The 13,580-nt window shown below is 69.7% G+C and carries 12 protein-coding genes; 6 read left to right on the top strand and 6 right to left on the bottom strand.

Annotation, left to right across the window (positions count from 1 at the left end; all coding sequences use genetic code 11):
• Positions 1 to 28: 28 nt before the first annotated feature.
• A complete protein-coding gene (locus E8A49_RS04915; protein ID WP_293376971.1) occupies positions 29 to 970 on the bottom strand; it encodes a helix-turn-helix domain-containing protein in 942 nt (313 codons plus the stop codon).
• Between the two features lie 63 nt (positions 971 to 1,033).
• Complete coding sequence (gene ptsP / locus E8A49_RS04920; RefSeq protein WP_293376974.1) at positions 1,034 to 3,298, bottom strand: phosphoenolpyruvate--protein phosphotransferase; 2,265 nt, start codon at positions 3,296 to 3,298, stop codon at positions 1,034 to 1,036.
• A gap of 185 nt (positions 3,299 to 3,483) precedes the next feature.
• Here ptsP and E8A49_RS04925 point away from each other — a divergent pair, with 185 nt between their 5' ends.
• Positions 3,484 to 5,217, top strand: coding sequence for an alpha/beta fold hydrolase (locus E8A49_RS04925; protein ID WP_293376977.1), 1,734 nt, complete (start codon positions 3,484 to 3,486; stop codon positions 5,215 to 5,217).
• Here the strand turns inward: E8A49_RS04925 and E8A49_RS04930 are convergent.
• The gene (locus E8A49_RS04930) at positions 5,214 to 5,843 is read right to left on the bottom strand and encodes a hypothetical protein (protein WP_293376980.1); all 630 of its coding nucleotides are present in this window, start codon (positions 5,841 to 5,843) and stop codon (positions 5,214 to 5,216) included. The two genes, E8A49_RS04925 and E8A49_RS04930, sit on opposite strands and share 4 nt — an antisense overlap.
• A gap of 70 nt (positions 5,844 to 5,913) precedes the next feature.
• Between E8A49_RS04930 and E8A49_RS04935 the strand changes: the two genes are divergently transcribed.
• Positions 5,914 to 7,314, top strand: coding sequence for an MFS transporter (locus E8A49_RS04935; RefSeq protein WP_293376983.1), 1,401 nt, complete (start codon positions 5,914 to 5,916; stop codon positions 7,312 to 7,314).
• On the opposite strand, the gene E8A49_RS04940 is transcribed toward E8A49_RS04935, so the two are convergent.
• Together E8A49_RS04940 and E8A49_RS04945 are read right to left on the bottom strand one after the other, a co-directional pair.
• A complete protein-coding gene (locus E8A49_RS04940) occupies positions 7,311 to 7,655 on the bottom strand; it encodes a gamma-glutamylcyclotransferase family protein (RefSeq protein WP_293376986.1) in 345 nt (114 codons plus the stop codon). The two genes, E8A49_RS04935 and E8A49_RS04940, sit on opposite strands and share 4 nt — an antisense overlap.
• Positions 7,656 to 7,666: 11 nt before the next feature.
• Entirely contained in the window at positions 7,667 to 8,917 is a 1,251-nt protein-coding gene (locus E8A49_RS04945) for an aspartate kinase (RefSeq protein ID WP_293376989.1), read from the bottom strand.
• Between the two features lie 279 nt (positions 8,918 to 9,196).
• Here E8A49_RS04945 and ubiG point away from each other — a divergent pair, with 279 nt between their 5' ends.
• The 4 genes from ubiG to E8A49_RS04965 all read left to right on the top strand — a co-directional run bounded on the left by ubiG (position 9,197) and on the right by E8A49_RS04965 (position 13,125).
• A complete protein-coding gene (gene ubiG / locus E8A49_RS04950) occupies positions 9,197 to 9,943 on the top strand; it encodes a bifunctional 2-polyprenyl-6-hydroxyphenol methylase/3-demethylubiquinol 3-O-methyltransferase UbiG (RefSeq protein ID WP_293376992.1) in 747 nt (248 codons plus the stop codon).
• 45 nt (positions 9,944 to 9,988) lie between these two features.
• Positions 9,989 to 10,792 (top strand): FkbM family methyltransferase, encoded by an 804-nt coding sequence (locus tag E8A49_RS04955; protein ID WP_293376995.1) that lies wholly within the window; start codon positions 9,989 to 9,991, stop codon positions 10,790 to 10,792.
• Positions 10,793 to 11,114: 322 nt separating this feature from the next.
• On the top strand, positions 11,115 to 11,546 hold the full coding sequence (locus tag E8A49_RS04960) for a hypothetical protein (protein ID WP_293376998.1): 432 nt from the start codon (positions 11,115 to 11,117) through the stop codon (positions 11,544 to 11,546).
• Position 11,547: 1 nt separating this feature from the next.
• On the top strand, positions 11,548 to 13,125 hold the full coding sequence (locus tag E8A49_RS04965) for an ATPase domain-containing protein (protein WP_293377001.1): 1,578 nt from the start codon (positions 11,548 to 11,550) through the stop codon (positions 13,123 to 13,125).
• A gap of 1 nt (position 13,126) precedes the next feature.
• Here E8A49_RS04965 and E8A49_RS04970 read toward each other — a convergent pair.
• Positions 13,127 to 13,580, bottom strand: a 454-nt coding sequence (locus tag E8A49_RS04970) for a sensor histidine kinase (RefSeq protein WP_293377004.1), incomplete at its 5' end; no start/stop codon positions are given.

Consider the following 13,580-nt stretch of genomic DNA (forward strand, 5'->3'; position numbering starts at 1 on the left):
CTTGATCCGGGCTGAAGTCTACTGCGCCTCAGGGCCCGGCCGGCGCCTCGGCGAGCTTGCTCAGCGACACCTGCGGGGCCGGGAGGACGCCGCGGGAGCGGCCGCCCACGAAGACCTGGAAGTTGTTCGGCTGCGAGACGTCGGCCGTGAGGCCGCCCACCTCAGGGACCCGGAAGGCGTCGCCGGCGGCGAACTGGCGGGCGAAATAGATCTGGCCGTCCTGGCCGCGCACGATCAGCGAGCCGGGCTTCAGCGCCTGCAGGATCACCGCGGCGGGTTGTTCCTTGGGCGCGCCATAGACCTGGCCGGTGGCCTCGAACACCGGGCGTAGGGTCGACGGGTCCACCGGCGGGGCGTCGGCGATCAGGCCGGTCTTGGGCGGCGGCGGCGGCTTGGTCACCGTGCCGTCGGGGTTAATGATCGGCATGCCCGGCGTCTCGTAGGGCGGCGGGGTGGTGGACTCCACCGGCGCCGGCAGGGGCGGGCCCAGCGCGATGCTGGCGGGGGCGGGCGCGGCCAGCGCCTTGGCGGCGGCCTGGGGCGAGGCGGTCGGCGGCGGCGGCGCGTTGGCCAGCATGGCGCGCTGGGCGATGTTCCACAGGATGATCGCCGCCAGGATGACGATGACCCCGATGATCATGGCGGCCACGCGCGGGTCGTTGGACTGGCCCACGCCCACCGGCGCGCGCAGCGGCTCGTCCAGCACCGGCTCCTCGGCCTTGAAGCGCTCGGCGGCGGCGTCGGGGTCGAGGCCCAGGGCCTCGGCGTAGGCGCGGATGTAGCCGATGGTGAAGGGGCGCGACGGCAGGTGGTCCAGCCGCATGGCCTCGATGTCGGCCAGATAAGCGCGGCGCACGCGGGTCAGGTCCGCCAGCTCTTCGAGGCTGAGCTTGCGGTGCTCGCGGACCGCCTTCAGCGCCTGGCCGATGTCCGCGCCGGAGTGCAGGCTGGGGGCGTCCGTTTCGCTCACCTGGACCCTCCGACGCTCCCCCGACTCGCTTGGTTCTCGCGCGGCATTAGACCTGTGTCGCGCCTAGACCGCGACGTAGATCTTGCGGGCCAGGGTCTCGATCTCGTTGCGCACCGAGCCCGCGCCGCTCTTCAAGAGGGCGGCGACGCCGCGCCGGGCCGCCTCGCGGTCGCAGGACAGCACCATCTGCTTCACCGGCCCGACGCCGGCGGGCGGCATGGACAGCCGGTCGAAGCCGAGCGCCACCAGGGCGAAGGCCTCCAGCGGGCGGCCGGCCATCTCGCCGCAGACGCTGACCGGGGTGCCGGTCTCGGCGCAGGCGCGCTGAATCTGTTCGAGCGCGCGCAGGGCCGGCGGCGAGAGCGGATCGTAGCGCGAATCCACCCGCGGGTTCCCGCGGTCGGCGGCGAACAGGTACTGCATCAGGTCGTTGGTGCCGACGCTGACGAAGTCGGTCATCGGCAGGAGCGCATCCAGGTGCCAGACCAGGGACGGCGCCTCGATCATCGCCCCGACGTCGAGCCGGGACGGCGCCTGGCGGCCGCGGCGCTGGGCCCAGGCGATCTCCACGTCCACCAGGGCGCGGGCGGCGCGGAACTCGTCGACGCTGGCGACCAGCGGGAACATCACCCGCAGCGGCCGGCCACGGGCCGCGGCGATCAGGGCGCGCAGTTGCAGGCGCAGGAGCGCCGGGCGGTCGAGGCCCATGCGGATCGCCCGCCAGCCCAGGGCTGGATTGTCCTCCCGCTCGGCCTCCAGGTAGGGCAGCACCTTGTCGCCGCCCAGGTCGAGGGTGCGGAAGGTCACCGGCTTGTCGCCCGCGGCGTCCATCACCCGGCCGTAGAGGGCGGTCTGGGCGTTGAAGCGCGGCATCTCCTCGGCGACCATGAACTGGAATTCGGTGCGGAAGAGGCCGATGCCCTCCGCGCCGGTGTCGACCAGGATGTCGAGGTCGACGTCGAGGCCGGCGTTCATGAACAGCGAGATCTTCGCCCCGTCGCGGGTGAAGGCCGGGGTGTCGCGCAGCTTGTCGAACTCCGCGCGGCGCTGGCGGCGCACGTCGATGCGGGCCTGGATGGCCTTCACCACGTCGGTGCGCGGGCGCAGGTAGGCCTCGCCGGTCTCGGCGTCGACGATCACCATGTCGCCTTCGGAGACCTTGTCGCGCAGGTTCGGCAGGCGGCCGACGCAGGGGATGTCGAGCGCGCGCGCCACGATCGCCGCGTGGCTGGCCGCCGAGCCTTCCTCGAGCAACAGGCCGCGCAGCTTCTTGCGGTCGTATTCCAGGAGGTCGGCGGGGCCCAGGTTGCGGGCGATCAGGATGGCGTTCTCGGGCAGCTCGCGCGCGGCGTGGCCGTCGCCGGACAGGTGGCGCAGCAGCCGGTCGTTCAGGTCCTCCAGGTCGTGCAGGCGTTCGCGCAGGTAGGGGTCGCGGGCCTGCCCCAGGCGGGCGCGGTGCTCGGAGCGCACGCGCTCCACCGCCGCCTCGGCGGTGAGGCCGTTGCTGACCGCGTCCTGCAGGCTGCGGTTCCAGCTCTGCGAATGGGCGAACATCCGGTAGGTGTCGAGCACCTCGAAGGAGGCGTCGACGAGGCCGGCGTCGCCCGCCAGCATCTGGTCGATCTGCGCCTGCAGGCTGTGGATGGCGGCGGAGAGGCGCATCTCCTCGGCGGCGACGTCGTCGGAGAGCAGCTGCGACGGCGCCACCGGCGGCTCGTGCAGCACGGCCACGCCATAGGCCAGGCCGTCGCCGAAGCGGGTGCCCTTCAGCCGCTCGGGCCGGTGCGGGGCGATCTCCACGCCCTTCAGCGCCGCCTCGCCGATCAGTTCGCCGGCGGCGACCATCTCGGACAGCACCATGGCGACGATCTGCAGGTCCTCGACCTCGTCGTCGGTATAGATGCGCGCCGTGCGGTTCTGCACCACCAGGACGCCGATGGCGCGGCCGCCGCGCAGCAGGGGGACGCCCAGGAAGGCGTGGTAGGGGTCTTCGCCGGTCTCCGGCCGGTAGGAGAAGGCCGGGTGTTCCGGGGCGTCGGCCAGGTTCAGCGGCCGCCCGAGCTTCATGATCTCGCCCACCAGGCCTTCGCCGGGCTTCATCCGGGTGACGTGGACGGCGGCGGGGTCCAGGCCCTCGGTGGCGAACAGCTCCATGTCGCCTGCCGCGCGGCGCATGTAGAGCGAGCACACCTCGGCCACCATGGAGCGCGCGATGATCCGCACGACCATGTCCAGCCGCGCCTGGGCCGGTCCGCCGCCCGCCAGGGCCTCGCGGATCTGCCGCAGCAGGCTGCGCTGACCGCGAATGGCTACGCCCGGAACCGCCATACGCCCTGTCCTGTCCTCCACATCCCTGTTGGCCGCTCCCTAGCAGCTTTATGCCGCGAAACGGAGACGGAAAGGTATGAACGTCGGCTAACCAACGCCTGCTGCGCAATTAGGCGCCCAAGCTTGAGCTTTCCAGCCCGCGGCCGCATCGTCGCGCCAACGATAAGACATCAAGGGGGAATGCCGTGCTTCGCAAATGGGGCTTTTTCATCCTGGGCGTGGTGCTGATCCTCGGCGGATCGCTGCTGGCCCACGTCATTGAGACCGCTGGCGGCGTCACCCTGACCGAGGCGCGATTCCCGGGCGAGAACGGGCTGACCCAGGCGGGCCTGCTCTATACGCCCAAGACCGCCACGGCGGCGCACCCGGCGCCGGCGGTGCTGGTCAGCCACGGCTATATCAACACCCGCGAGATGCAGAGCCCCTTCGCCATCGAGCTGGCGCGGCGCGGCTTCGTGGTCCTGGCCATGGACATGGCCGGCCACGGCTATTCCGGCGGCTCGGTGGGCCAGGTGCGCGACCTGGGCGGCCCGCCGGCGCTGGCCTACCTGCAGAGCCTGCCCTTCGTCGACAAGGCGAACATCGGGCTCGAGGGCCACTCCATGGGCGGGGTGCCGATCACCGCCGCCGCAGCGGCCCAGCCGGACGGCTACAAGGCCATCGTCTTCGAGGGCTCGACGCCGAGCTTCCTGGGCGTGAAGGGCCCGGCCAGCTACCGCAACCTGGCGGTGGTCTATGGCCAGTTCGATGAGTTCGCCCCCCTAATGTGGGGCGTGCCGAAGGGCTCGCTGGTCCCGACCTCGAAGAAGCTCGCCAAGGTGTTCGGCCAGCCGTCCCCGATTCTGCCGGGCAAGATCTATGGGGACATCGCCGACGGCGGCGCGCGGGTGCTGGAGAACCCGCCGGTGACCCACCCGTGGGAGCACTTCAGCCGGGCCGGCGTCGGCGGCGCCGTCGACTGGTTCCAGAAGACCCTGACCGGCGAGGCCAATCCCCTGCCGCCGGCCGACCAGATCTGGCTGTGGAAGGACATCGGCACCCTGATCGGCTTCGCGGGCTTCATCCTGCTCCTGATCGGGACCTTCGAGGTTCTGCTGAGCGCGCCCGTCTTCGCCAGCCTCAACCATCCGGCCGAGCCCGTGGCGGAGCGGCGGGGCTGGAAGTGGTGGCTGGCGGCGCTGCTCACCACGGCCATCCCGGCGCTGACCTACTATCCGCTGATGAAGGTCGGGAACCTGTTCTTCCCGATGCAGCTCTTCCCGCAGTCGATCCAGAACCAGCTCCTGGTCTGGGCGCTGGGCAACGCCGTCATCAGCCTTGTGCTGAGCCTCGTCCTGCGGGGCGGCAAGTCCAGCTTCACGCCGGCCTGGCTGAAGTCGGCGGGGATCGCGGCGGCCACCATCGCGGTGGGCTATCTGTCGCTGGTCATCGTCGACGCGGTCTTCAAGGTCGACTTCCGCTTCTGGGTGCTGGGTCTGCATCCGCTGGACGGCCGCCACGCGCTCATGGCGATCCCCTATGCTGTGCTCTGGGCCGTCTACTTCCTCGTGGCGGTCCGCGCGCTTTGCGCCAACCTGGCGGTTCGGGGCGAGGGCTGGTTCGTCCAGGTCGCCGCCTGGAAGATCGCCATGGCCCTGGGCTTCCTGGTCCTGCTGGTCGTCGAGTACGCGACCCTGTTCCGCACCGGCTTCCTGTTCACGCCGACGGAGCCGCTCAACACCATCGTGGCGATCCAGTTCGTGCCGCTGCTGGCCATCGTCGGCGCCCTCGCGGCGATCACCTACCGGCGGACCAATTCCTACGTCCCCGGCGCGCTGATCTGCGCCCTGCTGTTGAGCTGGTACGTGACAGCGGGCACGGCGACCCACTGGTATCCGGGCTTCAAGCTCCCGACGCCGGGGGCGGCGAGGGCGCGCTAGGCGGCCGGGGCGGTGATCCGGTAGGCGCAGCGGCGGGCGCCGGCCAGGATGTGGTCGGTGCGCTCCACCGTGACGCCGGGGCCCAGGGCGGCGCGGAACAGGCCGAGCTCGGCGCGGCAGAAGCCCTGGCAGGCCGCCGCCGCCGCGCAGATCGGGCAGTGGTTCTCGACCAGCAGGTAGGCGCCGTCCTCGCCCCGCGACCACTTGGCCATGTAGCCCTCGGCGGCGCGCAGGGCGGCCAGGCGGGCGAGCCGGCCCTCGAAGTTGACCGCGGGCTCCAGGGCCCGCGCGTAGGCGGCTTCCTGTTCGCGCTCGCGTCGGGCGATCAGCCGCTCGACGCCGTCCTCACCGAACTCGGTGCGCACGGCGTCCAGCATCTCGACGGTGAGCTGGGCGTGGGTGTCGGGGAAGCGCGCCTGCGCCTTGGCGGTCAGCGACCAGAGCTGCCGCGGCCGGCCGACCCCGCGGCGCTCAGTGACCGGCGACACCAGGCCGTCGGCGGCGAGGCGGGTCAGGGTCTGGAGCGCGGCCTGCCGGCTGACGCCCAGCCGCCGCGCCACCGCCAGGGTCTCCTGCGGCCCGCGCATCTTCAGGGTCAGCAGAATCTGGTCGGTCGGGCTGCGCATTTGACAATCTAAGCATTGCAAAAATAAAGGCAAGCGTCTACCGAAATTTGACAATGGAGACCTTATCGAAATGACTGGCTCGGCGCCGCGGGACAACAGCTGGGGCGACCTGCTGGCGGACGGCCGCGCGCCGCGCTTCGCCCTGATCATGCTGGGCGTCTGGCTGAACGCCGCCGACAGCCTGGTGACGTCCACCATCATGCCCAGTGTCGGCGCCCAGCTCGGCGGCTACGCTTATTTCAGCTGGGCGACGGCGGGGTTCCTGGTGGGGGCGATCCTGGCCGGGGCGAGCTCAGGGCGGATCTCGGAGATCTTCGGCCTGCGGGCCGCGACCGCCATGGCCGGGATGATAATGACCCTCGGCTGCTTCATGAGCGCGCTGGCGCCCGACGTCGGCCTCTTCCTGACCGGGCGGGTGATCCAGGGCCTGGGCTCGGGCTGGATCTCCGGCTTCTCCATGGTGGCCATCGCCTTGCTGTTCCCCGAGCGGCACCTGGCGCGGGTGTTCGCCGCGGTGACCTTCGTCTGGGGGATCGCGACGGTGCTGGGGCCGCTGTTCGGCGGCCTCGTCGTGCAGACCGGCAACTGGCGCGACGTCTTCTGGCTGTTCGCCGCCCAGACCTTCGTGTTCAGCGCCGCCGCGCCGGCCCTGCTGCGCGGGGCGGCCAGGGCCGGCGGCGGGCCGGGCGTCCCCTGGATCCAACTGAGCGTCCTGGGCCTGGGCGTGGCGGCCATCGCGGTGGCCGACAGCGTCAGCGGCCGGGCGCTTTCCATCGGCTTGGTCGTGGCGGGGCTGGCGGTCCTGGCGCTGGTGGTGTGGATCGACGGGCGGCTGCGGGTGCGCCTGCTGCCGCATAGAGCCGGGGACCTGCGGACGGTCTGCGGCGCCGGCTACTTCGCCATGTTCGCCATGACCGCGGCCACCATGGGGTTCGCCATCTATGGCCCGCCGATCCTGCAGCAGTTGCGCGGCTTCTCCCCGCTCTGGGCCGGCTACGCCATCGGCTCGGAGTCGGCGGCCTGGACGCTGGCGGCCATGCTGGTGGCCGGCGCGACCGGCCTGTGGGACGGCCGCTGGATCCGGGTGGGCGTGGTCTTCCTGATCGTGAGCCTCGTCGTCCTGGCCGCGACCCTGGCGGATGGGCCGTTCCTATGGGTGCTGGCGGGCGGGGCGCTGATGGGCGCGGCCTTCGGGCTCTCCTGGTCGTTCATGAGCCGGCGGCTGATGATGGCGCTGTCCGACGAGGACAAGGCGATCGGCTCCTCGGCGATCACCGCCGTGCGCCAGACCGGAGCCGCTGCCGGGGCGGCGATCAGCGGCGTGGCGGCCAACCTCGGCGGCTTCTCCGAGGGCCTGACGGCGGCCAGCGCGCGGTCGGCCTCGGTCTGGGTGTTCGTCTCGGTGATCCCGTTGGCCCTGGTGGGCGGCTGGGCGGCGTTCCGGCTGACCGGGTCGGCGGAGCGGGCCTAGGCCTTCACATAGACCCAGGCGTCGAGGCCGGAGTCCAGGCGGACCTGGACGCGCCTGTAGTCGGCCACCTCATAGGCGTCGGCGGCGGCCAGTTCCTCAGCGGTGATCTCGAACACCGTCCCGTCGACGCGGTCGGCGGGATCGGGGCTGGGGCTGACGATGGGATGCTGGTCGGTCCCGCTCTCGGCGATGACCTCGGGGTCGGTGACCGTCACCATGGCGCGGCGATAGCCTGGCAGGGTGTCGGCCGTCCCGTCCAACCGGCGGCCGAAGTTGGCCAGCTGCACCGCCGCCTGCTGCAGGGTGCCGTAGGAGAAGAGGCGGACCGGCCGATCCGTCATCCCCGCACTCCCTAGAGCTGGTCCAGCCCGTAGGCGGCGTGCAAGGCGCGCACGGCGAGCTCGGTGTAGGCCGCGTCGATCAGCACGCTGATCTTGATCTCCGAGGTGGAGATCACCTGGATGTTGACGCCCTTTTCGGCCAGGGCCTGGAACATGGTCTTGGCGACGCCGGTGTGGCTGCGCATGCCGACGCCGATCACCGAGACCTTGGCCACCTCCTCATTCACCGCCACATCGTCGAAGCCGATGGAGTCCTGCGCCTCACGCACGATCTGCACGGCCCGCGCGGCGTCGCGCTTGCCGACGGTGAACTCCATGTTGGCGGTGTCGGCGGTGCGGGCATGGCTCTGGACGATCATGTCCACATTGACGTTGGCGTCCGCCAGCGCGCCGAAGATCCGCGAGGAGACGCCCGGGTGGTCGGGCAGGCCGAAGAGGCTGATCTTCGCCTCGTCGCGGCTGTAGGCCACGCCGCTCACGATCCGCTTTTCCACGATCTCCTCCTCGTCGCACACGATGGTGCCCTGGCCGGGAGCTTCGCCCGGCTCCACGAAACTCGATAGCACACGCACCGGCACGCTCTGCGCCATGGCCAGCTCGACCGAGCGGGTCTGCAGCACCTTGGCGCCCAGAGAGGCCATCTCCAGCATCTCCTCGTAGGAGATCTTCGACAGCTTGCGGGCCTTGGACTCGATGCGCGGGTCGGTGGTGTAGACCCCGTCCACGTCGGTGTAGATGTCGCAGCGGATGGCCTTCACCGCCGCGGCGATGGCCACTGCGCTGGTGTCGGAGCCGCCGCGGCCCAGGGTGGCGATGCGCCCGTCGCGGGTGACGCCCTGGAAGCCCGCGATCACCGCGACCTCGCCGGCGTCCATCGCCGCGGCCAGCTTCTCCGGCGGGATGTCGTCGATGCGCGAGCGGCCGTGGGCGTCGTCGGCGATGATCGGGATCTGCCAGCCCAGCCAGGACCGTGCGGGCACGCCCATGTTGCGCAGCGTCATGGCCAGGAGGCCGGCGGTCACCTGCTCGCCGGAGGCCACCACCACGTCGTATTCGTCGTCGGAGGCGGGCAGGCCCTGCGCCGCCGCGCCGGAGCCGTCGGTCCAGGCGACCAGCTCATTGGTCTTGCCGGCCATGGCTGAGACCACCACGGCCACGCGATGGCCGGCCTGCACCTCGGCGTTCACCAGCCGCGCGACGCGGCGGATGCGCTCCAGGTCGGCCACCGACGTGCCGCCGAATTTCATCACCAACCGGGACACGTCGCGCCGGAACCCCCTGCAGCAAGAGGGCGCCGTTCTAGCGACGGCGATCCAATGCCGCAATGCAGTGATCCTCCTCCCCTTGTGGGAGGAGGTGTCAGCCGCAGGCTGACGGAGGTGGGGTCGCGCTGCGCTCTCCGCGTGAGGCCGGGCTTTTCGCGCCGCCGAGAGGCGGAGAAACCCCGCCTCCGACCCCTACGGGGCCACCTCCTCCCACAAGGGGAGGAGGAAGCTTGCACGAGGCTTCGCGAAGGCCGGGAGGACGGGTAAAGAGCGAACATGAGCGCCACGCACTCCTCCATCGATCCTGCCGAGGTCGAACGGTTTTCGAGGATCGCCGCCGAGTGGTGGGACCCGAGGGGCAAGTTCGCGCCCCTGCACAGATTCAACCCCACGCGGCTGGCCTTCATCCGCGACCAGGCCCTGCACCGGTTCGGCCGCGACGGGCGCGCGCGGCGGCCGTTCGAGGGCCTGCGGCTGCTGGACATCGGCTGCGGCGGCGGCCTGCTCAGCGAGCCGATGTCGCGGCTGGGGTTCGCGGTGACCGGGGTCGACGCCTCGGACCGCAACATCGGCACGGCCAGCGCCCACGCCGCGGAAGTGGGCGCCACGGTCGACTACCGCTGTTCGACCGCCGAGGCCCTGCTGGCGGCGGGCGAGCGGTTCGACGTGATCCTCAACATGGAGGTGATCGAGCATGTCGCCGACCCGGGCCAGTTCCTGCGCGACTGCGCCGCCATGCTGAAGCCCGGCGGGCTGATGATCGTCGCCACGCTGAACCGCACGCTGAAGGCCCTCGCGTTGGCCAAGGTGGGCGCGGAGTACGTCCTGCGCTGGCTGCCGGCCGGGACCCACGATTGGTCGAAGTTCCTGAAGCCCGAGGAGCTGAGGGGCTTCCTGGCGGCGGAACCTCTGGCCGTGGACGGCCCCTTCGGCGTGGTCTTCGATCCCCTGAGCGGCCGCTGGAGCCAGAGCCACGACGCCGAGGTCAACTACATGATGACGGTCGCCCGCGACGTAGCCTAAGTAACAGCCTACGTAACCTGGGGGGGTGCGGAGAGTTTATTGGCGATGCCTTCGTTACGCGTGCTGGCGCACGCCTTCAGGGCCTGGCGGCGCAACACGCGCTGGCGCAAGCACGAGCCCGAGACGCCCTATCTCGCGGACCTGCTCTCCGGCGCGCCGGTGTGCCTGCACGTGGGCGCCAGCGACGGCCGCCATTCCTACGTCATGACCCAGGTGGCGCCGCGGGCGACGATCTACGCCATCGAACCCTCGGCCTTCTCCTTCCAGGTGCTGAAGATGACGCTCGCCTGGCACGGTATCGCCGACCGGGTGACGCCGGTGCATGCGGCGGTGGGGAACAAGGCCGGCGAGATGCTCTTGGTGACGCCGCGGAAGATCACCGGGCGAATGGGCCGCGCCTACGCCTTCGTGGCCGACCAGGCGCCGGAAGGTAAGGCGCGCCCCGACCTGCAGGACACCGGCATGGAGGTCCAGCCGACCCCGGTCATCACCCTGGACGGCTTCTGCGCCGAGCGTGGCATCAACCGGGTCGACTTCATCCGCATGGACATCGAGGGCGCCGAGCTGATGGCGCTGGAGGGCGCGAGCAAGATCCTCGACCGCGACCGCCCGCACGTCCTCTTGGAGATCCACCCGGCCATGCTGGAGGCCCGGTTCGGCGGCACGGCCGAGCAGGTGATCGACCTCTTCAAGCGGCGCGGCTACCGCATGTTCGCCCTGAACGGCGACCGCCTGGAGGAGCGCTTCGAAGTGGTCGGCGACCGGCCCTGGAAGGACTATTTCTTCATCCATCCGGCCCGGGCCGCGCGGTTGCCGGATGGGGTGTTCAAGGCGCGGATGGCGGCTTAGAGCAGGTCCGAAAGAGCGGGGCTGTGGGGCGGCTGTTTGATATACTTGCGAAATACAATATTACGACTCTTTCGCTAAGAAGTCCGGACACGGAACTTCTGGTGCGGTGTGGCGTGCTGCCGGGGAGATTGGGATAAAATTCGGGAACTTCTCGCTCCTTCGAGTGTTGGATTGGCATCGTCGGCCGTACCATTAGGCGTCGACGACTGAGAGACAGGCTTCAGTACATGCTCCCGCCGCAGCGAGGAGCCCTCTTGTCCCCATCGCCCTCAAAAATCTTCAGCATTGCAAGCGTGCGGGCGGCGCGTCGCGAGCACGCCCGTTGAACAAGACCACGCCAGCCCTGCGGAAGATCGCCAAGCGCCTCATCCTGTTCGAGTGGCCCAGCGTCGCGAGTTCCGCCTCCGCGGCCGCGTCGGAGGACCCCGTCATAGAGAGGCTGCGTCCCCGACTGCGCCGGTTGATGGGGCATGGCGGCACCCGCGCGCTTCTCGCGCGCGCCCTGATCATGGCGAGTTCCGAAGCACCCTGGCTGTCCGCCGCCTTCGTGACGGCCAACGGGGACTTGGAGGGCTTTGAACGCCTCAAATCGGAGATCGCCCCGACGACCTTCCTGGAAGGCCGGGTGATCTTCCTCGCCCAGCTGCTGGGCCTGCTGGTGACGTTCATCGGCCCGACCCTGACCTCAGGCCTGGTGGGCGAGATCTGGCCGCATATCGCGTTGAAAGAAAGAGACTTTGGGACGGAGCAGTGATGTGAAAAAGCCAAATGAGACCGCCGGAAGCCGGCGCCCTGAGAGGCGCAGGACCGGGCCGGACAAGGTCAAAATACGTCTGCTCTCCACCGGCGTGCGGGGTTTTGACGAGATCCTCGGCGGTGGCCTGCCGGAGTTTTCGTTCAACCTGATCGGCGGCGCGCCCGGCAGCGGAAAGACGACGCTGGTTCACCAGTTCGCCTTCGCCAACGCGACGCCGGAGAGACCTGCCTTGTACTTCACGGTCCTTGGCGAGCCCGTGATCAAGATGCTGCGGTATCAGCAGCAGTTCTCCTTCTTCGACGAAGCGAAGGTCGGCACGGCGGTCCGGTTCATCAACCTCTCCGACCTGGTGCTGGAACAGAAGCTGGACGCGGTGCTCGAGGAGATCATCGCCCAGGTGACGGCGACCAACGCCGGCGTGGTGGTGCTGGATTCCTTCCGCACCCTGGTGCGCAAGGTCGCCATCGTGCTGGGCGAACTGGAGGTCCAGGCGTTCATCCACCGTCTCGCCCAGTTCCTCAGCGGATCGGAGGTGACCGCCTTCCTGGTCGGCGAGTATGTCGAGGAGGAAGTCCGCGACGATCCGCTGTTCACCATGGTCGACGGGATCTTCTGGCTCTCACAGGTCACCGAGCGGAACTCGGTGGTGCGCAAGCTGCAGGTGATGAAGCTGCGCGGACAGCCCTCCGTACCCGGCTTGCACACCGTCAGCATCACCGGCGATGGCCTGCAGGCCTTCTCCCGCACGCTGGGCTTGGACACCACCCCCGCCAAATCGTCGCACCGCAAGCGGCTGTCGGTCGGCGTCCCCGAACTCGACGCGATGCTGGGCGGCGGGATTCTCGAGGGCGACAGCGTGCTGGTCGCGGGGCCGTCGGGCACCGGCAAGTCCGCCCTGGCGACCCAGTTCATCGCCGAAGGTCTCCGGCACGGTGAGCCGGGGATCATGGCGATCTTCGAAGAGCGGCCGCCCAGCTACACCCAGCGGGCCGACGGCTTCGGACTGAAGCTGGGCGCCGCGGAAAAGCATGGAACACTTGAAGTCCTCTACCTGCGGCCCCTGGACCTCTCCGTGGACGAGACGATGCAGGCGATCCTCGACGCCATCCAGCGGGTCGGCGCGAAGCGGCTGGTGATCGACTCCCTGGTCGGGTTCGAGATGGCGCTCGCGCCCGGGTTCCGCACCGACTTCCGGGAGTCGCTCTACCGGATGATCGGCGCGCTCACCGGCGCCGGGATCACCATCCTCAGCACGGTGGAGGTGGAGGACAACTTCACCTCACTGCAGTTCAGCCACTATGCGATCTCGTTCCTGACGGACGACATCATCCGGCTGCGCTACGTCGAAATCGACGGCCAGCTCCGCAAGGCGATGGTGATCATCAAGATGCGCGGCGGCAACCACAGCAAGGACATCCGCGAATACGTGATCACCGAGACGGGCGTCACCGTCATCCCGCCGCGTCACACCGACTACTCGAAGCTGAGCACGGGAATCCCCAGGCGATCGGGCCCGCGCAGGGCGCAGGAGGACGAAAGCCCGCCAGAGCCCAAGGCGACCGTACTGGGCGCCTAGTTCAGACAGCCTCGGCGGTCGGCCGCACAGCGGCGATCTGCGAGCGGGCGACTGTGACGGCTGTGCCCGGATGGGCGGCGGCGACCTGAACGACGGCGTCGAGCTGTCTGGCCAGGGCTTCCACGATGCTCGTCCCCAGGCCCGGCCTGGCGTCCGCCGGGTCCTGTGGCATGCCCACGCCATTATCCGTGACGGACAGAGACCAGTTCGGGCCGCGGGCGTGATAGTCGACCACGATCTTCCCGGTCCGCCCATCCGGAAAGGCGTGCTTCAGGGCGTTGATGACCAACTCGGTGACGATCAGTCCAAGGCTAACCGAGACGTTGGGCTTCACGACGCTCTCGTCGGCGGTCACGTCCAGGGAGAGCTGTTCGGGGTCGTGAATCATCGAGGCGCCAAGGCTCTGACAAAGCTGTTTGAAGTAAGGCCGAAGTTCAACCTCATTGAGTGTCGAG

Source organism: Phenylobacterium sp. (assembly GCF_004799515.1).
Lineage (GTDB): Bacteria > Pseudomonadota > Alphaproteobacteria > Caulobacterales > Caulobacteraceae > Phenylobacterium.